Source organism: Sphingomonas sp. BL2 (assembly GCF_056680015.1).
In genome coordinates, this window is record NZ_CM155261.1 from 834,060 (window position 1) to 854,484 (window position 20,425).

Genomic DNA, 20,425 nt, shown 5'->3' on the forward strand with positions numbered 1-20,425 from the left:
AATCAGCGCAGGTCGAGGACCAGCACCGACTTCGCCGGTACGGTGAGCGTCAGATTGCCGCCTGCCACCTGCGCGCCCGTGAACGGCTGCGGCACGACCGTATCCGGCGCGTCGAAGCTGTTATGCGCGTCCATCGCGGTGCCGGTGATGATCCGCCCGCTCGCCTGCGCCGCCTGCAATCCGGCGAGTGCGACCGACACCGGCATCGCGCGGTTCGGGTCGAGGTTGACCAGCGCGACATGCACCTGCCCCGCCGCATCGCGCACCGCCGACGCACTGACCGCAGGCACCGCCACCTCGTCCTTGTGGTACCAGGGCGAGGTCACCTGGATCGGCAGCGACGTCGCGCCCTGCCACGGCTTGTAGAGGTCGAACACCCAATAGGTCGGCGTCTTGACCATCTTCGCGCCGTCGGTGAGCAGCATCGCCTGCAACACGTTCACCATCTGCGCGATCGCCGCCATCCGAACCCGGTCGGCATGATGCGCGAAGATGTTGAGGTTGAGCCCGGCGACCACCGCATCGCGCAACGAATTCTGCTGTTCGAGGAAACCGGGATTGCTGCCCGGCGTCGGATCGTACCACGTGCCCCATTCGTCGACCGCGAGCATCACGCGCTTGGCCGGATCGTACTTGTCCATGATCGCCGAATGCTTGGTGATGAATTCCTCCATCTCCAGCGTGTGCGACATGGTGGACGCCCATTCGCGCTCGGGAAAGCCGATCGCCGCGCCCTTGTCCTTCCAGTCCTTGTCGCGTGGGCGCGTGTAGTAATGCAGCGCCAGACCATCGATGTTCTTGCCGGCGATCCGCATCATCGCCTCGGTCCACTCATAGTTCGAGTCGCTCGGGCCGCTCGCGATCTTGAGCATCGGGCCGTTCGCGGACTTGGCGAACTGCGCATAGCGGTTGGTCAGGTCGGCGGCATATTCGGCGCGCATGTTGCCACCGCAGCCCCACAGCTCGTTGCCGATGCCGAGATACTGGATCTTCCACGGCGCGGCGTGACCGTTGCGCTCGCGTTCCTTCGCCAGCACGGTCGTGCCTTTCGCGGCGGTCATGTACTCGACCCATTGCGCGGTTTCGGACGGGGGCGCGCTGCCGACGTTGGCGGAGACGTAGGTGCTGGCGCCGAGGCGGTCCATCAGCCCGAAATATTCGTGCGTGCCGAACGCGTTGTCCTCGTTGACGCCGCCCCAGTTGGTGTTGACCTTGGTCGGGCGCGCCTTTGTCGCACCGATCCCGTCACGCCAATGATATTCGTCGCCGAAACACCCGCCGGGCCAGCGCACCATCGGCACGTTGATCGCCTTCAGCGCGTCCAGCACGTCGCGACGATAGCCGCCGTCATTGGGGATGCGCGAGCCCTTGCCGACCCAGATCCCGCCATAGATGCCGTGGCCGAGATGCTCGGCGAACTGCCCGAACACGTCGCGGTGGACGACCGCACCCGGCTTGTCCGCCTGCAACGTCGCAGTCACGGTCGGTGCCGCGGCATCCTGCGCAACCGCCGGCGTCTCGAGGCCGGCCCCCGCCAGCATGAGCGGCGCGAACGTCAGCGCGGCGATCGCGCGCTTGAACCCGCGCGTCTGGCCGGAACCCGACTGTGAAGTGCGTTGCGTCAACAGGTCCATACTCTCCCTTTCGGCCACCATGAGGCAGCCCCATCTTTTCGATACTTGTAGGAGTAGTTCAATCTCGGCCGGCGTCAACGTCGGCCGGATATCGGCTACGGTCGCTTGAAGGTCCAGCGCCCGGCGGGGCTGGCCGGATCGAACTTGGCGAGCGTCGGCGTGCTGGCGCCGATCGCGACGAGCGCCAGGTTTGCGCGGCCACCCGGTACGGACTTCGGCATGATGCGGTAGGTGCCGTCGGTCAGCTGATCGATCCGCCACATCTGCTCGGTCGCGCCCGTGAACGCTGGCACCGTCTCGACCTCGCCCTGCGCGGTCGCCGCGAGCACGCGCGCGGTCCCGGCGATCGTGATCGTGTAATAAGGCGCACCGAAATACCCGCCGCCGCCCGCCGCCGGCGCGATCGTCCACAATTGGTGCGGCCGGTTCATATAGTCGGCGAGATCGACGCGGATGCGGCCCTGCGGCCAACCCGCCGAATCCTGCGCCAGTGTCTGGTTTGGGATCGGGCTGACCGGATCGGTCGGCTTGGCCATGAAGGCGCGGCGCGGGTCGAACGCGATCCTGACGACATCGGTGGCGAGGCCGAGCGCGTAGCCGCTACGTTCGGAGGCGACTTCATAGGTGCCGGGGACGACGTTCTCCCCCGCAACCGGCCAGCCATCGGTCCAGCGGAGCGGCTCGATCCCCAGCACGCTGCGGCCGCTGCGATCCATGTCCGCCTCGTAATGCATCGAGAATTTCTCGACGCCGCCGTCGAGTTCGATCAGCCCGAAATGACCGGGGCCGATATTGCGACCGCGTGCGCTGACGACCAACTTGCCGCCGCCGCGCAGCAACGGCGTCCCCATGTGATCGACATACGGTCCGAGCGGGCTACGCGATCGGCCGACGCGGATATGGTAGGTCGAATTGGGCCCGTCGCAGCACGTCCCGTGCGTGCCGAGCAGGTAGTACCAGCCATCGCGGTGCATCATCGCGGTGGCTTCCATGTCGATCGCGACGTCGACCGGCTGATTGCCTGCGACGCGCAGGCCGGTCTTCGGATCGAGTTCGATGATGCGGATCGGCCCGAAATAGGTGCCGTAAGTCAGCCACAGGCGGCCATCGACGTACAGGAATGCAGGATCGATCGCGTCGGCGGTCTCCACCCCGTCGCTCGACGCGACCACGCCGACGTCGTGATATTCGAACCGCGGCGATTTCGGATCGAGCGACAGCGTCCACATGATCTTGACCTGGCTCGCATGCCCGCCGGACATACCGCCGCCACCGACCGCATAGGCAACGTAATAGCGGTCGCCGATCTTGATCACGTCGGGCGCGACGCCGCCGCCGGGACGCTCGGGGCCGCTGCGCCACGTCCAGCCGTCGTCCGAGACCAGGCCTCCGCCGCGCGTGCCGAACGTGTAGTATTTGCCGTCGGACTCGGTCACCGTCGACGGATCGTGGATGAACGTCTCGCCCTGCAACTGCGCGGCGGCGGGAGACGCGCCGGCGGCCAGGATCGCAGACAGCCCGAGAGTGGCGGCGGCAAGACGCGTCATGAGGGTCTCCATGCTAGCGGACATCGGTCTTGAGGTCGGTGATCGGGCGGCCGGTCTCGTCGACGAAGCGCACGCAGAAGTCGCTCAGGCCGGGTCCGTTGATCACCGCGCCGCGCAGGACCTTGCGACCTTTGCGCAGCGTCACGCGGTCCGACAGCACGTCGTCCATCACCATCCGGCGATCGTTGAACAGCCCGGCCGTCTCCTTGCCGTTCAGCCACCAGATCGACGCCGAGTTCGACCCGACCGCCAGCCGCACGTCGCGCATCTCGCGCGGGCTGTCGACGATCGTCACCGCCCAGAAGATTACGCCGTAGGTCGGCTTGCCGAGGCTCTTGGCGAAACTGAACAGCTTGACGTCGAACGCGCCTGAATCGAGCGCGTGCCAGCGTAGCGGTTGCGCCGCTTTCACGACCTGGCCGTCGCGCGGGATCGCGGTGAACTGGCCGGGGAAATACTGCGTGGTCAGCGCCTGCCGGACATAGGTGGCGGTGAAGCCGGTATTGCTGCGGTTGGGCTTGTCGATCGGCTCGAGCAATAGCCAGCGACGCAGGAACCCGTCGCCGTCGGGCGTCGTGGCGCCTTGCGTCACCGGCTGGAAATACGGCGCGAGACCGGTCGCCGGTGGCTGCGCCGTATCCTGCCCGTTAGCGCCGGACGACATCCCGGCCAGCGCACCCAACACCAGCAGCGGCGCGGCGCGCAGCCCGATCGCCCGAACCCTCGTGAAGCGCGTCATTCCCGTCTCCCCCTGCATCGTGTCATCGCCGTACGAGCATGCCGTTGGCGTCGAGCCAGTGCATGAAATCCTCGAACCAGCCGGTGCTGGTCGTGCCTGTCTTGCCCAGCCCGAAGCCGTGCCCGCCTGCTTGGTAAAGGTGGAACTCGACCGGCTTCCCCGCCTTCTGCCAGGATTCGATCAGGCCGAATCCCTTGTTGGCGAACAGCGGGTCGTTGGCGGCGAGCACCGCGAACAGAGGTGGCGCGTCGGCCGGCACCTTCACCGCCTCCATCGATCCATAGATCGGCGCGATGAAGGCCAGATGCGTGTCGGGGGCGGCCAGTGCGGTCGCCATCGTCGTCATCGCCCCCGCCGAAAAGCCGACCATGCCGACGCGGGCGGGGTCGACCTTCCACTCGGCCGCGCGCGTCCTCACCAAAGCAACCGCGGCTTTCGCATCGGCGATCTGGTCGGCGAGCCCCGCGATCGCCTCATCCGGGCTCATCCGCCGCTGCGGTTGCGCGGCGCCCGCGAACATCGCCGTGACCGATTGCTCGAACCCGCTCATGTCCGCCGGCGTCGGCTTCAACCGGTATTTAAGCACGAACGCCGCGATGCCCCGGTCGGCGAGCGCCTTCGCCACACGCCAGCCCTCATTCTCCATCGACAGCATCAGGAAACCACCGCCCGGCGCGACGATTACCGCCGCTCCCGTCGCCTTGGCCGGATCGGGCAGGAACGGCGTCAGCGTCGCGGACGTGACGTTGCGCGTCATCGCCACCCCGTACTGGCTGAACCAAGCTTCGGGTGCCGCCTGCCCTTTTACACCGCCGGTGTTGAGCGGAATCGCCGTCGGCTCGGCCGGAGCCGCCGTCGCAGTCATCCGCGCGTCCTGAGCCAACGCCGGCGTCGCCAGTGCCAGCACGCTAGCAAACAGCCCAAATCCGATCGACCAACGCATCGCCTTCTCCCCCTTATTGTCCGTCACACCAAGCTCACGACAACAGGATACGCCGCGCCGCGCCCTCGGGATCGTCCACCATGCGGCTCGTCGTATCGAACACCATCGTCTGGCAGCGCTGCGGGTCGGTCGGCGTCCAGGCCAAGCCCGGTTGGCTCGGATTGCCCGTCCGCGCGAAGTTCGCCCACGCGGTCGACATGGTACGCGCGACGCGCTGCGCCTCTGGCGTATTGCCGGTGCCCTGGTCGCAGAGCGCGGTGTTGTCGAAGCAGAAGGCGAGATCGGCGGTGTGCCACGCGCCCGCGACGCCACCGAGCTGCGGCGACTGCCACTGGAACAGATATTGGTACACCGGCGCGCCGCGCTGCGCGTGTTTCAGCCGTACCATGTCCTGCACGCGGTTGCGGTTCTGCAGGCCCTGCACGCCGTATGCGAGGGTCCGCACCGCCTTTTCCGGGTGCGCCTGCTTCATCGCCGCGATCAGCCGCCCGGCCTTGTCGCCACCTATCTGCGCGGTGAGATCGGTCCGCCACTGCGCCTCGCTCGGGTTATAGCCCCAGCGCATCCCCTCCTCGCTGACGTTGCCGATCATCACCGGCACGTCGCGCGACACCTCGGGCCCAATGTCAGAGTATGAGCGGACGTCGATCACCTTGCCGTCGAGCGTCGGGTTCCAGCCTACGCGCGGTGTCAGCGACGGCCCCATCGGCCCACGCGGACCATTGATCTCGGTCGCGACCTTGTTGCCAGCCTCGAACAGCGGCTTCCACGCGATCCGCTGGAGTGCGCCCAGATCCTTCGGCCCGATGTTCAGTTCGCGCAGCACGCGCCGCGAGAAATCGCGCGACTGTTCGGCGGTCGGCAACGACCCGCCGCCGCCCGACTGCACCGCCGCACGGTGGATCAGGCGCTTGCCGGTCGCCATGCCGAGCAACGTCGTCACCTTCGATCCGCCGCCCGACTGGCCGTAGATCATCACCGTGTCGGGATCCCCGCCGAACCGCGCGATGTTCTCCTGCACCCAGCGCAGCGCCGCGACGCAGTCGGTCATGCTGACGTTGACGGACTCGTCATACGCCGCGCCGCCGACCTCGGTCAGGTCGAGGAACCCGAGCACGTTGAGCCGGTGGTTGATCGACACCTGCACCACGTCGTGATGCCGCGCCATCTGCGCGCCGTCATGCGAGGCGAGCTCGTACGACGATCCGAACGCGAACCCGCCGCCGTGGAAATACACCATCACCGGCCGCTTGCCCGACAGCGACGGCGTCCAGACGTTCAGCTTCAGCATGTCCTCGCCAATGAACCCGTCGGTCCATTGCTGGAGGAACGTGTGCTCTACAGCACTAAAATCGTGGAGCGTCTGCGGGCAGTTCGCGCCGTAGGACAGCGTGTCGCGCGTCTCGGTCCAGCGCTGCGGCGGCTTGGCGGGCAGCCAGCGGTTCTCGCCGCCGGTATCCGCGCCGTAAGGCACGCCCTTGAAGGTATAGACGCCGTCCGAGACATAGCCGCGGACCGGACCGTATTGCGTCCGCGCGATCGCCGATTGCGGAGTCGAGCAGGTGCCGGTGCGCGATGCGGAGGGTCCAGGCGCAGCACGCGCGCGACCGATTGCGGGCAGCATCAGCCCTGCCCCGGTGGCGATCGATGCAAGCATCGCGCGACGACGATCGACGGTTGGCCCGGTCATCCTCTTCTCCCTATCGATTGCGTGCAGGCTGTTCTCCGACGTCCCGAAACCGGAACCGTCGCGTGCCATTTGCAACCTTGTATGAGTATTAGGGTGATACCGCTATCCTGTCCATATGCGAACAGTGACAGCGGGTGGCGTATGCGATTGTTAGCGCTATAGTCACCGGAATAGCAGGCGAATCCAACGCCGCATGACGATACCGGAGAGGAAAACCATGGCGGCCAAATCCGCATTCTGCCTGATCGCGACCCTGCTCGCGAGCGCCGCACCCGCAATCGCTCAGACAAGCCCGCACGCCGCGTCGACCGACCTGACGCTCAACGCCGCCGGCTATTACGAGGCGCCCGCCGCCAACGTGCTCGTCTTCTCCAACTGGTATGACGGCCTGTTCGCCGATTCGAAGATCAGCGGCGTCGAGATCATCCAGCAGGGCGAACGCATCGCCACCAACGGCGACGTCCGCCTGTCCTCCACGCCCGGCCAATGGGACGCGATCGGACGCCTGGTAGACCGCAAGATCGACGCCGCGACCGGCGCGATCACCGTCACGCTCGAATATCCCGACTATAAATGGCGCTACCGCGTGCGCTCGGAAAAGCGTGGCGGGGCGGTCGCCGTTTCGGTGATCCTTGACCAGCCCGTGCCGGCTGCGCTCGCGGGGAAGGCCGGGTTCAACCTCGAATTTCTCCCCGCCGCCTATTTCCACCACAGCTACATGGCGGACGGCGTCAGCGGTGCCTTCCCGGTCTATCCGGCCGACGCGATGATCCAGACGCCGCAGCGCAACGCGGCAAGCGGGCGCGCGGAAGGTCCCGGCGCCGAACCGACCGCTATCGCCAAGGGCAGCCGCTTCGTGCTCGCGCCCGAGGACCCGGCCCGTCGCGTGACGATCCGATCGACGGCCGAGGTGCAGCTGTTCGACGGTCGCAACCAGGCGCAGAACGGCTGGTTCGTCCTCCGCTCGCTGCTCCCGGCCGGGCGCACCGGCACCGTGCTCGAATGGACGATCCAGCCCAACAGCGTGCCGGACTGGCTCCGTCCCCCGGTGATCGCGCATTCGCAGCTCGGCTACACGCCCGACGCGCGGAAGGTCGCGACGATCGAGCTCGATCGCAACGATCGCCGCCTGCTGCCCGCACGCCTGCTCCGCGTCGGCGAGGATGGCAGCATGACGCCGGTGCAGACGGCGCCCGCCAAGCGCTGGGGCGACTATCTGCGCTACAGCTATCTGCAACTCGATTTCAGCGCGGTCCGCCAGCCCGGCACCTATGTGATAGACTACGGCACGACGCGCACCGCACCGTTCCGGATCGCCGCCGACGCCTATGCCGGCGCATGGCACCCGACGCTCGACGTGTATTTCCCAGTCGCGATGGACCATATGTTCGTCAACGAAGGCTACCGAGTCTGGCACGGCGACGCGCACCGCGACGATGCGCGCCAGGCGCCGACCGGCCACGAGCATATCGACCTCTATGCGCAGGGGCCGGCCACCGACACGAAGTTCAAGTCGGGCGAGCACATCCCCGGCCTCGCAATCGGCGGATGGTTCGACGCGGGCGACTATGACATCCGCACCCAGTCGCAATATCAGGTAATCCGCTCGCTGGTCGACAGTTGGGAGCGCTGGCACCCGATGCGCGATACGACCGCGATCGACTGGACGCGGCGCAAGACCGAGATCCACGTGCCCGACGGCACGCCCGATCTCGTCCAGCAGATCCGCCACGGCACGCTGCAACTCGTCGCACAGTTCGACGCGGTCGGCCACGCGATCCACGGCATCGTCGAGCCCGACGTCGCGCAATACACGCACCTCGGCGATGCCTCGACCAAGACCGACGGGCTGGTCTACGATCCTGCGCTGAAGCTCGGCGAGGAAAAGAACGGCCGCAGCGGGACGCCCGACGATCGCTGGGCGTTCACGACCAAGGCCTCCGCGCTGAACTACGGCTCGATCGCCGGGCTCGCGGCGGCATCCCGCGCGCTCGCCGCGGTCGATCCGGCACTGTCGAAGAAGGCGCTGGGCATCGCGACGCGGACCTGGGCGGAGGAGCAGTCGCACGCGCCCGATCTGTACCAGCACGGCAACACCACCGGCGGCCCGCTTGACGCCGAGCGCTTCTCCGCCGCGGTCGAGCTGCTCCGCACGACCCGCGATCCGCGCTATGCCGCCGCGGTCCAGTCGCTGTGGCCGGCGATGGAAAAGACGTTCGCCTTCACGCTGCGCGATGCGGTCGCGGCGATCCCGTTCATGCCGTCAGCTTACCGCGCGGCGATGATCCCGGCGGTGCGCGCCTATGCCGCCTCCGCCGAGACCGCGGCCAAGGCCAACCCGTTCGGCGTGCCGATCACCACCGGCGGCTGGGCGGGCAGCGGCACCGTGCTCGGCTATGCGATGAACGCATACACGCTGCACAAGGCATTCCCGGAGATCATGCCTGCCGACGCGGTGTTCCGCGGGCTCGAGTTCCTGGTCGGCAACCACCCCGCGTCGGACGTGTCGTTCGTCTCCGCCGTCGGCACCGTCTCGAAGGAAGTCGCCTACGGCAACAACCGCGCCGACTTCTCGTTCATCGCCGGCGGCGTCGTGCCGGGCGTGCTGATCATCAAGCCGGACTTCCCCGAGAACCATGAGGACTGGCCGTTCTTCTGGGGGGAAAACGAATACGTCATCCCCGAAGGCGCGATGTGGATCGAACTCGCGCAAGCCGCGCAGGAACTCGCCGCGGCGCCTGCATCTAAACCAGCCCGGACAGCCAGCGCAACCCAGTGAGAACCGCCATGAAAATCCAGAAATTCGCACTGCTCGCCGGTCTCGCGCTCGGAACGCCCGCCTTCGCCAGCGACGCGCCACGGTTCAGCAGCTTCAGCTATGACGGCCACACGCAGGAGAAGGTCACCGTCGGCCCCGACCAATACCGCAACCCGATCCTGTCGGGCTATTATCCCGACCCGTCGGTAACGCGCGTCGGCGAAGACTATTACCTCGTCCTCTCCTCGTTCGCGCATTATCCCGGCCTGCCGATCTTCAAGTCGAAGGACCTGGTGAACTGGACCCAGATCGGCAACGCGATCGACCGGCCGGAGCAGCTCGACTTCACCGGGATGCGCACGTCGCAGGCGGTGTTCGCGCCCGACATCTCGTATCACGACGGCGTCTTCTACATCGTCAACACGTGCGTCGAGTGCAGAGGCAATTTCGTCATCACCGCGAAGGACCCCGCGGGGCCGTGGTCGAACCCGACATGGCTGCCGTTCGAGGGCATCGACCCCTCGATCTACTGGGAAGGCGACAAGGCGTATATCGTCAACAACCGCGCCCCCGCCGAGCCGCCGCGCTACGACGGCCACCGCGCGATCTGGATCCAGGAATATGACTGGCGCGCGGGAAAAATGGTCGGCGACAGCACGCAACTGATCAACGGCGGCGTCGACATCACCAAGAAGCCGGTCTGGATCGAGGGACCGCACATCTTCCGCAAGGAGGGCTATTATTTCCTGACCGCAGCCGAGGGCGGCACCAGCGTCAACCATTCGCAGGTCGCACTGCGCTCGAAATCACTCCGGGGACCCTATGTCCCGTTCGCCGGCAATCCGATCCTGACTCAGCGCGATCTCGATCCAGCGCGTCCCAACCCGGTCACCTCGACCGGCCATGCCAAGCTCGTCGAGACGCAGAACGGCGATTGGTACGCGACCTTCCTCGGCGTGCGGCCATACGAAGGCGACTATTACAACACCGGCCGCGAGACGTTCTTGTTACCGGTAACATGGAAGGACGGTTGGCCGATCATCCTGCCGAAGGGCCAGCCGGTCCCGTTCGTCGGCACCAGGCCCAGGCTGCCCGCAAGCCTGCCGAGCCGCATCTCGACCAGCGGCGATTTCGGCTATGTCGACAGCTTCGACGGCAGCAAGCTGGCGATGCAATGGGTCGGCGTACGCACGCCCAAGGCGCCCTTCTACCGGCTCGACCACGGCGACCTGATCCTCGACCGCGGCGGACGCATCGGCGACCTTTCCAAGGTGCCGTCGTTCGTCGGACGCCGTCAGCAGCATCATTTCGCGACGATGTCGACGACGGTCCGCTTCACCCCCGACACCGATGGCGACCGCGCCGGCCTTGTCGCGATGCAGAGTGACGCGAACTACCTTTTTTTCGGCATCACCCGGATCGCCGGCAAACCCGTCGTCGCGCTCTACACCGCCGACAAGGGCAAGGAGCAACTGGTCGCCTCCGCCCCCGTCACCGGCACGGGCCCCGTCACGCTGACGATCCGCGCGAACGGCGGCACGATGGCGTTCGACTATGACGGTGTCGGCGGCAAGAAGACCCTCGCACGCGACGTCGACGCGCGCATTCTCAGCACCAAGACCGCAGGCGGGTTCGTCGGCACGCTGGTCGGTCCCTATGCGTGGCGAAGGTGAGCCGAGTAGGTTCACATGCGACCTAGGTCGTGTCGACAGTCGTCCGCCCGGCGTGCTAAGAGTTGACACGTTTCGTACGGTAGCGCTACCCAAACACATCGAAGCTCGACACCACATCAGATGGTGAACATTAGGAAGGACCACGGACCGATGCGTTTCAGCCTCGCGCCTACGCTCGTCATTGCCGCACTTGCCGCAACGGGGACGATCGCCCTCGCCCAGACCAATGGGGGGAATACCCAGCCGAAAACGTCCGCTGGCAAGGAACCGCGCAGCCCCGACGGCAAGCGCTATCTGTCGCAGCCGCTGGTCACCAGCATCTACACCGCTGATCCTTCCGCGCACGTCTTCGCCGGCAAGATCTACATCTATCCGAGCCACGACATCGACGTGAAGATCCCGGACGACGATCTCGGCAACCAATATGCGATGCGCGATTACCGCGTCCTGAGCATGGACCGCATCGGCGGGCCGGTGAAGGTCAACGGCGTCGCGCTCGACGTGAAGGACGTGCCCTGGGCGTCGCAGCAGATGTGGGCCCCCGATGCCGCCTACAAGAACGGCACCTATTACCTGTACTTCCCGGCGCGCGACAAACAGCTCGACAAGAACGGCCTCGGCACGTTCCGGATCGGCGTCGCCACCTCGAAGAGCCCGGTCGGTCCGTTCAAGGCCGATCCCAAACCGATCGCCGGCAGCTTCTCAATGGACCCCGCGGTGTTCACCGACGCGAACGGCGCGAGCTACATGTATTTCGGCGGCATCTGGGGCGGTCAGCTCCAGCGCTGGAAGGACGGCAAGTTCGACTCCAACGGTTCGGACACCGATCTCGGCAAGGACGACCAGCCTGCGCTCTCGGGCAAGATCGCCAAGCTCAACCCCGACATGAAGAGCTTCGCCGAGACCCCACGCGACGTCCAGATCCTCGACGAGGCCGGCAAGCCCGTGCTCGGCGGCGACCATGAACGCCGCTTTTTCGAGGCGTCCTGGGTCTTCACGCGCGGCGGCAAATATTACTACACCTACTCGACTGGCGACACGCACTTCCTGAACTACGCGACCGGCGACAACCCGTACGGCCCGTTCACCTACCGCGGCCATATCCTGAAGCCGGTACAGGGCTGGACGAGCCACCATTCGATCGTCGAATGGAACAAGAAATGGTGGCTGTTCTATGCGGACACGCAAATGAGCAACAAGAACCACCTGCGCAACGTCAAGGTGACCGAATTGAAGTTCGCGCCCGACGGCTCGATCCCGACCATCGATCCGTTCGTCAACTGATGTTCCTCGGAATCGATATCGGCACCTCGGGTGTCAAGGCCGTGGTGCTCGACGAGCATGGCAGCGTGGTGGGCCAAGGCACCGCCGCGCTGACCGTGCAGCGGCCGCATCCGCTCTGGTCCGAACAGGATCCGGACGCGTGGTGGAAGGCGACGATCGCCGCGGTCCAGGCGATCGACCCGAGCGTCCGCCGCTCGGTACGCGGCGTCGGGCTCGCCGGCCAGATGCACGGCGCGACGTTGCTCGACGCCGACGACAAGCCGCTTCGCCCCGCGATCCTGTGGAACGATGGGCGTTGCTTTGCCGAATGCGAGGCATTGGAACGCGCGGTTCCCGATCTGCGCACGATCTCGGGGAACATCGCGATGCCCGGCTTCACCGCACCGAAACTGCTGTGGGTCCGCGAGCATGAGCCGGTGGTCTTTGGGAAGATCGCGACGGTCTTGCTGCCCAAGGACTATGTCCGGTTGCTGATGACCGGCGACAAGGCGTCCGACCTGTCGGACAGCGCGGGCACGTTGTGGCTCGACGTTGGCGGCCGCTGCTGGAGCGACGAGATCCTCGCCGCCTGCGGACTGACGCAGGCGCAGATGCCGACGCTGTACGAGGGCACGGAGATCACCGGCACGCTTACCGCCGAGGTCGCCGAACTCTGGGGCATGCCGCAGGTCTCGGTCGCAGCGGGTGGCAGCGACAACGCGGCGGGCGCAGTCGGCGTCGGTGTCGTCAGGGACGGCGATGCGCTGCTGTCGCTCGGCACGTCGGGCGTCATCTTCGTCGCGACCAACGACTTCCGCCCCAATCCTGCGCGCGCGGTTCACGCCTTCTGTCACGCGCTGCCGGGGATGTGGCACCAGATGTCGGTTCACCTGTCGGCGGCGTCGTGCATCGACTGGATCGCGCGGATCACCGGTGCCGCGGGTGCGGCCGACCTGTTCGCGCGCGCCGAGGCCGCTGGTCCGGCCAGTGGCCCCGAGATCTTCCTCCCCTATCTCTCGGGCGAGCGCACGCCGCACAACGATCCGGAGGTGCGCGGTGCGTTCCTCCGCCTCGACAATGACACCGACGCCGGTCGCCTGTCACAGGCAGTGCTCGAAGGCGTCGCGTTCGCGCTCGCCGACGGTCTCGACGTGTTGCGGGAGGCCGGCACGACGGTCGAGCGCCTCGCGGTGATCGGCGGCGGTGCCCGCTCGCGCTATTGGGGCGAGGTGATCGCCGCGGCGATGGAGGTCGAGCTCGTCTATCTCCAGGGCGGCGAGGTCGGCCCCGCGCTCGGCGCCGCACGGCTCGCCCAGCTCGGCGTCGACGGCGGCGACCCTGCCGAGATCTGCGTCGCGCCGCCCGTCTCGCACACCATCGTCCCCGACCCTGCCCTCGTCTCGGCGCTCGCCGAGAAGAAGGCCGCGTTTCGCCAAGCCTATTCCCGCATCACCCCCAAATCGTAGGAAGCTTTGATGTCCGACTTCTTCGCCGATATCCCCCAGATCAAATATGAGGGCCCCGACAGCACCAACGAGCTGGCGTACCGCTTCTACGACAAGGACAAGATGGTCCTCGGCAAGCGCATGGAGGATCACCTCCGCTTCGCCGCATGCTTCTGGCACACCTTCTGCTGGCCCGGCTCCGACGTGTTCGGTGGCGGCACGTTCGATCGCCCGTGGCATCGCGGCGCCAACGACAGCGCCGCCGCGGCGATGAAGCGCGAAGTCGCGTTCGAGTTCTTCAAGACGCTCGACGTGCCCTATTACTGCTTCCACGACGTCGATGTGATGGCCGACGCTGCCAACATCACCGAGCACCGCAAGTTCTTCGCCGAAGCCGTCGACCATCTCGAACAGCTCCAGGCCGCGTCGGGGCGGAAACTCCTGTGGGGCACCGCCAACCTGTTCAGCCACCCGCGCTTTGCCGCCGGCGGCGCGACCAACCCCGATCCGGAAGTGTTCGCGTTCGGCGCGATGCAGGTCCGCGACGCGCTCGAGGCGACGCATCGTCTCGGTGGCCAGAACTACGTGCTCTGGGGCGGTCGCGAGGGCTACGAGACGCTGCTCAACACCGACATGAAGCGCGAGCTGGACAATTTTGGCCGCTTCCTGAGCCTGGTCGTCGAGCACAAGCACAAGATCGGCTTCACCGGCACGATCCTGATCGAGCCGAAGCCGTTCGAGCCGACCAAGCACCAGTACGACTTCGACACCGCGACGGTGTATGGCTTCCTCAAGCGCTACGGCCTGGAGAACGAGGTCAAGGTCAACATCGAGGCGAACCACGCTACCCTCGCCAGCCACACGTTCGAGCATGAGATCGCGACCGCCGCGGCGCTCGGCATCTTCGGTTCGATCGACGCCAACCGCGGCGATCCGCAGAATGGCTGGGACACCGATCAATTCCCGAACTCGGTCGAGGAACTGACGCTCGCCAATCTCGAGATCATCCGCGCGGGCGGGTTCACCACCGGCGGCTTCAACTTCGACGCCAAGGTGCGGCGCCAGAGCATGGACCCGGCCGACCTGTTCTACGGTCATGTCGGCGCGATCGACGTCGTCGCGAAGGGCCTGCTCAATGCCGCCAAGCTGATCGAAGACGGCCGGATCGATGCGATCAAGACCAAGCGCTATGCCGGCTGGGACGGCGAGTTCGGTGGCGCGATCGGTGGGCTAGACCTCGCCGGGATCGCCGACCTCGCGATCGAGCGCGGCATCGATCCGAAGCCGGTCTCGGGCCAGCAGGAGCGGATCGAGAACCTCATCAACCGCGTCCTCTGATCGACGACGCCCGATCCTGCGCTCCGGCGCGGGATCGGGGACGTCCCGACAGCGCGGTGATGCGCCTCGGCGGCCGGCTCTCGCGGCATTCTGACCGACCGGGAGAGACGCGAGCCGACCCTGACACGTGCGGTATCGACGATGATGCTGATGGCGACGGGGTTCGCGACCCAGCCACCCCCCGCGCTGGCGCAACTTCCGCCACCACCGACCTTTCCCGTGATCGCGCCGCCCGCAGCGCCTGCGCACCATCACATCGTCATCCCCAATCGCCCCGCTCCCGTGCCGGTCGTGCTCCACCTGTCGCCGAACGGATCGGATGCAGGCGACGGATCGACCGCGCATCCGTTCGCAACGCCCGCGCGCGCGCAAGCCGCGGTGCGACGTCTCAACCCGGATCACGACGTCACCGTGCGGATCGCGCCGGGCACCTACCGGCTGGCCGCACCGCTCCGTTTCACCGCCGATGATGGCGGCCAGAACGGCTTTACCGTCCGCTGGGAAGGCGAGCCCGGCATGCGTCCGATCCTGTCGGGCGGCATACCGATCGACGGGTGGCGGCTCGCCGATCGCGCGAAGGGCATCTGGTCCGCCACCGTGCCGAAGGGCGCCGATCCGCGGCAACTGACGGTGAACGAACGGCTCGCCAGCCGCGCCCGCATCGAGATTCCGCGTTCTGCCGTTACGTTCCAGACCTGGGGCCTCGACATCAAGGACCCGGCGTGGCGCGAACTCGCCTCGCTCCCCGACCAGCGCCGTATCGAGATCGAGGGCATGAGCAGGTTCACGCACCGCCACGCCGTCGTCGACCGAATCGAAGGCGTGTCGCCCCAAGGAATCCGGATCGTCATGCAACAGCTGGGCTGGCGCAATAACCTGATCGGCTACGACACGATCGCTCGGCCGGTCTCGGCCGAGGTCGCGCGCCTGTTCCTCGTCAATGCGCTCGCCTTCTTGCGCGAGCCCGGCCAATGGTATGTCGATCCCAAGGCGGGGCTTCTCTATTACAAGCCGTTGCCGGGCGAGGACATGCGCCGCGCCGAGGTTGTGATGCCGATCCTCGAACGGCTCGTCTCGATCGGCGGCAGCTATGATCGGCCGGTCCGCGACCTTCAGTTCCGCCACCTCGCGTTTCGCCACACCAGCTGGCTACAGCCCTCGGGCCCGCAAGGCTATGCAAGCCAGCAAAGCGGTGCCTATCTGGCGGGCGACGTGACCGGTTATCCCGCCGACCCGATCCGCGATTGCAGCTGGGGATGCCCCGCGTTCGAGGCGATGCGCAACCGCTGGAACCAGCAGCCCGCCGCAGTGCAAGTGGCCGCCGCGACCCGTATCGTGTTCGACGACGACCAGTTCTCGCAACTCGGGCAGGTCGCGCTCGGCATCGGTAACAATCTCGACGCGAACGGCGGCGGCGTCGGGCTTGGCGCGGCGGCGATCGAGCTCACGCGCAACAGCTTCAGCGACCTCGCCGGCGGTGCGATCATGGTCGGCGGCATCCGACCCGGCGCGCACCATCCCTCGCGCCCCGAAATGGGCCTGCGCGACATCCTGATCCGCGACAACCGGATCGCCGGCGTGTCGCGCGACTACAAGGAGCAGTCGGCGATCCTCGTCACCCATGCATCGGGGACGGTGATCGCGAACAACGACGTGTCGGACGCGCCGTATGACGGGATCGACATCGGCTGGGGATGGGGAACGAACGATCCCGGCGGCAGCGCGGAATATTGGCGGCAACAGCGCGGCTATTACGACCAGCCGGGCAATCTGGTCTACGACACGCCGACGACGCTGCGCGACACGGTCGTCGTCGGCAACCGCGTGACCCGGGTGAAGCAGTGGTTTCCCGACGGTGGCGCGATCTATCATCTGTCCGCCGATCCGGGCGCGCTGATCGCCGACAACTACATCGCCGATGTCGCGGGTGCTGGCGGGATCGCGATCTATCTCGACGAGGGATCGCGCTGCGTCACGATCCGCAACAACGTGATCGACCGCGTCGGCGGCGTCTGGCTGAACCTCAACTCGCAGGATTTCATCGCGCCGAAACGCACCGCGCTGGACAATCTGGCGATCGGCAACTGGTATAATTCCGGCCGGCTCCAGGGGTCGTGGACCGACTATCTGAAGAACCGGGCGGTCGACAATATCAAGGTCGAGGGCGATGCCTGGCCAGCCGCCGCGCGCAGCGTGATCGACCACAGCGGCGTCCGGCCGGAGGACAAGCAGCCCTGACGATCGCGGCCGCCAACGCATGTCGCACTATGCCGCGATGTATCGATTTCGGCCCGAATCCGCGCCTTCTGGGCCCCAGGACAGAAAATCTCTTATCGTCTCGCGATTGTCACGCGGCTATCACCTCGGTGATGGGAGCTTACCAATGACGAACTTCAATCCCGATCAGACGAGCCCGTCGTCCGATACGCCCGGCGCATCGGACGCGGCGATACCGTCGGAAAGCGCGACGCCGCCACGCCCGCCCCGCGGTACGGGACGGCGGCTGCACGGCGCGATCGCGCACAAGCTGGGCACCGCGATCCTGTCGGGCGAGTATCTCCCGGGCGATACATTGTCGGGCGAAGTCGCGTTCTCGGAGGCGCTGGACGTGTCGCGCAGCGCCTACCGCGAGGCGGTCCAGGTGCTGATGGCAAAGGGATTGGTCGAAAGTCGACCCAAAACCGGTACCCGCGTGCTGCCGCGCAGCCGCTGGAACCTGCTCGATCCCGACGTGCTCGCCTGGGCCTTTGCCGGCGAACCCGATATCGACTTCGTTCGCGGACTGTTCGAGTTGCGCGCGATCGTCGAGCCTGCCGCCGCCGCGCTGGCCGCAGAGCGACGCGATCGTGCCGATCTCGCCGTGATGAAGGAGTCGCTCGCCGCGATGCGCCGCCACACGCTGGCCACCGAAGCCGGACGTGCCGCGGACCGCGAGTTCCACAACGCGGTATTGCAGGCGACCCGCAACGACGCGCTCGTCGTGCTCAGCGCGAGCATCGGGGCAGCAGTAAGCTGGACGACGCAGTTCAAGCAGCGCACCCGCTCGCTGCCGCGCAACCCGATCCCCGATCACGTCCGCGTCTACGAGGCGATCGCCGCGAGCGACCCAGCGGCCGCCAACGCGGCGATGCGCAAGCTCGTGGACCTGGCGCTCGACGATACGCAACTCGCGATGACGCGGTAGGCTCGGTTCCTACGCGGCGCCCCGGCCGTGCACGATACCCGTTTCCAGTCCGCGCAGTTCCGCCAGCCCACGCAGCCGCCCGATCAACGAATAGCCGGGGTTGGTCCGCTTGTTGAGGTCGTCCACCATCTGGTGCCCGTGATCGGGGCGCATCGGCAGCGACTGGCCCGTGCGCGCCTGCAACGCGACCAGCTCGGTCATGATCGCGGGCATGTTCGCATCGCCCTCCAGATGCGCCGCCTCGTGAAACGCGCCACCGGGTTCGCGCTGCACCGATCGCAGATGCACGAAGCCGATGCGATCGCCGAGCCGACGGACCATCCCCGGTAGGTCGTTGTCCGCGCGCACGCCGAACGATCCGCTGCAAAAGCACAGCCCGTTGGCGGCGGATGGCACGGCGGCGAACAGCGCGCTGACGTCCGCCTCCGTGCTGACCACGCGCGGCAGGCCGAAGATCGGGAATGGCGGATCGTCGGGATGCACCACCAGCCGGATGCCCTCGGCCTCGGCGACCGGACACACCGCCTCCAGGAACGCGACATGGTTCGCACGCAGGCGCGCTGCGTCGATGTCGCCATAGGTCTCGATCTGCTCGAGCAACTGCGGCGAACTGAAGCTCTCCTCGCTACCCGGCAGCCCGGCGATGATCGTCCGCTCCAGCGTCGCACGCGCGGCCTCGTCCATCGCCGCAAACCGCTCGGCCGCGATAGCGACGACATCGGTTGCGTAATCCCGCTCGGCGCCCGGGCGGCGCAGGATATGGATGTCGTACACGGCAAGCGCGTGCAGCTCGAAGCGCAATGCGCGTGCGCCGTCCGGCAACGCCCAGCGCAGGTCGGTCCGCGTCCAGTCGAGCAACGGCATGAAGTTGTAGGTCACGACCTCGATGCCCTGCCCCGCCAAATTCCGCAGGCTGGTGACATAGGCCTCGATCAATCGATCCCAGTCGCCCGAACGCCGCTTCAGATCCTCGATGACGGGCAGGCTCTCGACCACCTTCCAGTCGAGCCCGGCGTTCTCGATCATCACGCGACGCGCGGCGATGGCGTCGACGGTCCATACATCGCCATTGGCGACCTCGTGCAGCGCCGTGACGATCCCGGTCGCGCCGGCTTGGCGGATGGCGTCGAGCGGCACCGGGTCGTTCGGGCCAAACCAGCGCATGGTCTGGGTCATTTTCATTGGCCGCTCATCCCCGTTTTCCCATGGCGGTGCAGCCACATGCTCACACTGTCGATAGCAACGATCGAATTGGTCTGACAACCTATAAGCGCGTGGTCGCCAGATGGATCAAATTTGCGGGACGCCGCCATAGCGCTGGCGAGTCGTCGCAAGGGCCAGTCGAGCCTGTTCCATCGCCATCTCCTCGGTCTGGAACAGGAGGTGGTCCATCACCGACGTCAGGTGCGCGCGCATCGCGCCCCGCGCCGCCGCCGCGTCGCGGGCGCGCAAAGCATCAACGATTGCAGCATGTTCGGCTACGACCGGCCGCACCTTGGCGTTGCGCGCCTTGGCATGGAGAAGCGCGCATTCGGGCGAGGTCGAGCGCAAATGCCACAGATCCTCGATCGTCCGGACAACGCCCGAATTCCGCGTGGCCTTGGCGATCGCCATGTGGAAATCGCGATCGGCGATCTCGGTGACTTCGGTCAGCAAATTCTCGGTTGTCATGGCCTCGACCAGTCCGTCGAGCAGGTCGATCTCCGCATCGGTGATCTGGACCGCTGCGAGCGCTGCCGCCTCACCCTCGAACATGATCCGCGCTTCGGTCAGTTCGAACGCGGTGATCGCGAAACCCGGCTCCTCGCCCTGCCCCGGCAGCCGGCAGACATACGCCCCGGAGCCGACACGGACTTCGATAAAACCCTGCACTTCCAGCGCGATGAGGGCTTCGCGCACCGCCGGGCGACTGGCGCCGTAATCGATCGCCAGCTCGCGCTCGGCAGGCAGCCGGTCGCCGATCGCATAGGTGCCCGCGACCAGTTCCTCGAACAGCCGCCGCGCCAGCCGCTGGTACAGGCGATCGTTCGCGGGAGCGTCGTATTTTCCGACCGCGAACAGCGCGTTCTGGGAGGCGGGCTTTGCCACTGGACTTACCAATCTAATGTCTGCGTATTGATAATAGTACGGCAGCGTGTCGAGTGGAACGGGCATGGCCGAATTATTCGAGGGAAACCTACGCGGAACGCAAGATAGATGGTGCGAAGCGAT

14 protein-coding genes are annotated in these 20,425 nt (G+C 66.6%); 7 read left to right on the top strand and 7 right to left on the bottom strand.

The window, feature by feature from the left end; genetic code table 11:
- Nucleotides 1–2 precede the first annotated feature (2 nt).
- The 5 genes from AC1ME3_RS03740 to AC1ME3_RS03760 all read right to left on the bottom strand — a co-directional run bounded on the left by AC1ME3_RS03740 (nt 3) and on the right by AC1ME3_RS03760 (nt 6,553).
- On the bottom strand, nt 3–1,541 hold the full coding sequence (locus AC1ME3_RS03740) for an alpha-N-arabinofuranosidase (RefSeq protein ID WP_480955754.1): 1,539 nt from the start codon (nt 1,539–1,541) through the stop codon (nt 3–5).
- A gap of 188 nt (nt 1,542–1,729) precedes the next feature.
- The gene (locus AC1ME3_RS03745) at nt 1,730–3,181 is read right to left on the bottom strand and encodes a family 43 glycosylhydrolase (RefSeq protein WP_480954908.1); all 1,452 of its coding nucleotides are present in this window, start codon (nt 3,179–3,181) and stop codon (nt 1,730–1,732) included.
- Between the two features lie 13 nt (nt 3,182–3,194).
- Complete coding sequence (locus tag AC1ME3_RS03750; protein WP_480954909.1) at nt 3,195–3,920, bottom strand: acetylxylan esterase; 726 nt, start codon at nt 3,918–3,920, stop codon at nt 3,195–3,197.
- 22 nt (nt 3,921–3,942) lie between these two features.
- Nucleotides 3,943–4,863, bottom strand: coding sequence for an alpha/beta hydrolase (locus AC1ME3_RS03755; protein ID WP_480954910.1), 921 nt, complete (start codon nt 4,861–4,863; stop codon nt 3,943–3,945).
- 34 nt (nt 4,864–4,897) lie between these two features.
- On the bottom strand, nt 4,898–6,553 hold the full coding sequence (locus tag AC1ME3_RS03760) for a carboxylesterase/lipase family protein (protein WP_480954911.1): 1,656 nt from the start codon (nt 6,551–6,553) through the stop codon (nt 4,898–4,900).
- Between the two features lie 217 nt (nt 6,554–6,770).
- Here AC1ME3_RS03760 and AC1ME3_RS03765 point away from each other — a divergent pair, with 217 nt between their 5' ends.
- From AC1ME3_RS03765 to AC1ME3_RS03795, 7 genes are all read left to right on the top strand, one after another.
- Entirely contained in the window at nt 6,771–9,332 is a 2,562-nt protein-coding gene (locus AC1ME3_RS03765; protein WP_480954912.1) for a glycoside hydrolase family 9 protein, read from the top strand.
- A gap of 8 nt (nt 9,333–9,340) precedes the next feature.
- Nucleotides 9,341–10,984, top strand: a complete 1,644-nt coding sequence (locus tag AC1ME3_RS03770; RefSeq protein WP_480954913.1) for a glycoside hydrolase family 43 protein — start codon at nt 9,341–9,343, stop codon at nt 10,982–10,984.
- A 150-nt stretch (nt 10,985–11,134) separates the two neighbouring features.
- Entirely contained in the window at nt 11,135–12,268 is a 1,134-nt protein-coding gene (locus AC1ME3_RS03775; protein WP_480954914.1) for a glycoside hydrolase family 43 protein, read from the top strand.
- Nucleotides 12,268–13,713 carry a xylulokinase gene (gene xylB / locus AC1ME3_RS03780; protein ID WP_480954915.1) on the top strand — a complete coding sequence of 482 codons (1,446 nt, stop codon included), beginning with the start codon at nt 12,268–12,270 and terminating at the stop codon, nt 13,711–13,713. The genes AC1ME3_RS03775 and xylB overlap by 1 nt, the downstream gene beginning before the upstream one ends.
- Before the next feature lie 6 nt (nt 13,714–13,719).
- The gene (xylA, locus tag AC1ME3_RS03785; RefSeq protein ID WP_107951986.1) at nt 13,720–15,030 is read left to right on the top strand and encodes a xylose isomerase; all 1,311 of its coding nucleotides are present in this window, start codon (nt 13,720–13,722) and stop codon (nt 15,028–15,030) included.
- Between the two features lie 150 nt (nt 15,031–15,180).
- On the top strand, nt 15,181–17,268 hold the full coding sequence (locus AC1ME3_RS03790; protein ID WP_480954916.1) for a right-handed parallel beta-helix repeat-containing protein: 2,088 nt from the start codon (nt 15,181–15,183) through the stop codon (nt 17,266–17,268).
- 145 nt (nt 17,269–17,413) lie between these two features.
- Entirely contained in the window at nt 17,414–18,214 is an 801-nt protein-coding gene (locus tag AC1ME3_RS03795) for a FadR/GntR family transcriptional regulator (protein ID WP_480954917.1), read from the top strand.
- A gap of 9 nt (nt 18,215–18,223) precedes the next feature.
- On the opposite strand, the gene uxuA is transcribed toward AC1ME3_RS03795, so the two are convergent.
- Complete coding sequence (gene uxuA / locus AC1ME3_RS03800; RefSeq protein WP_480954918.1) at nt 18,224–19,390, bottom strand: mannonate dehydratase; 1,167 nt, start codon at nt 19,388–19,390, stop codon at nt 18,224–18,226.
- A gap of 114 nt (nt 19,391–19,504) precedes the next feature.
- A complete protein-coding gene (locus AC1ME3_RS03805; protein WP_480954919.1) occupies nt 19,505–20,302 on the bottom strand; it encodes a FadR/GntR family transcriptional regulator in 798 nt (265 codons plus the stop codon).
- Nucleotides 20,303–20,425 lie beyond the last annotated feature (123 nt).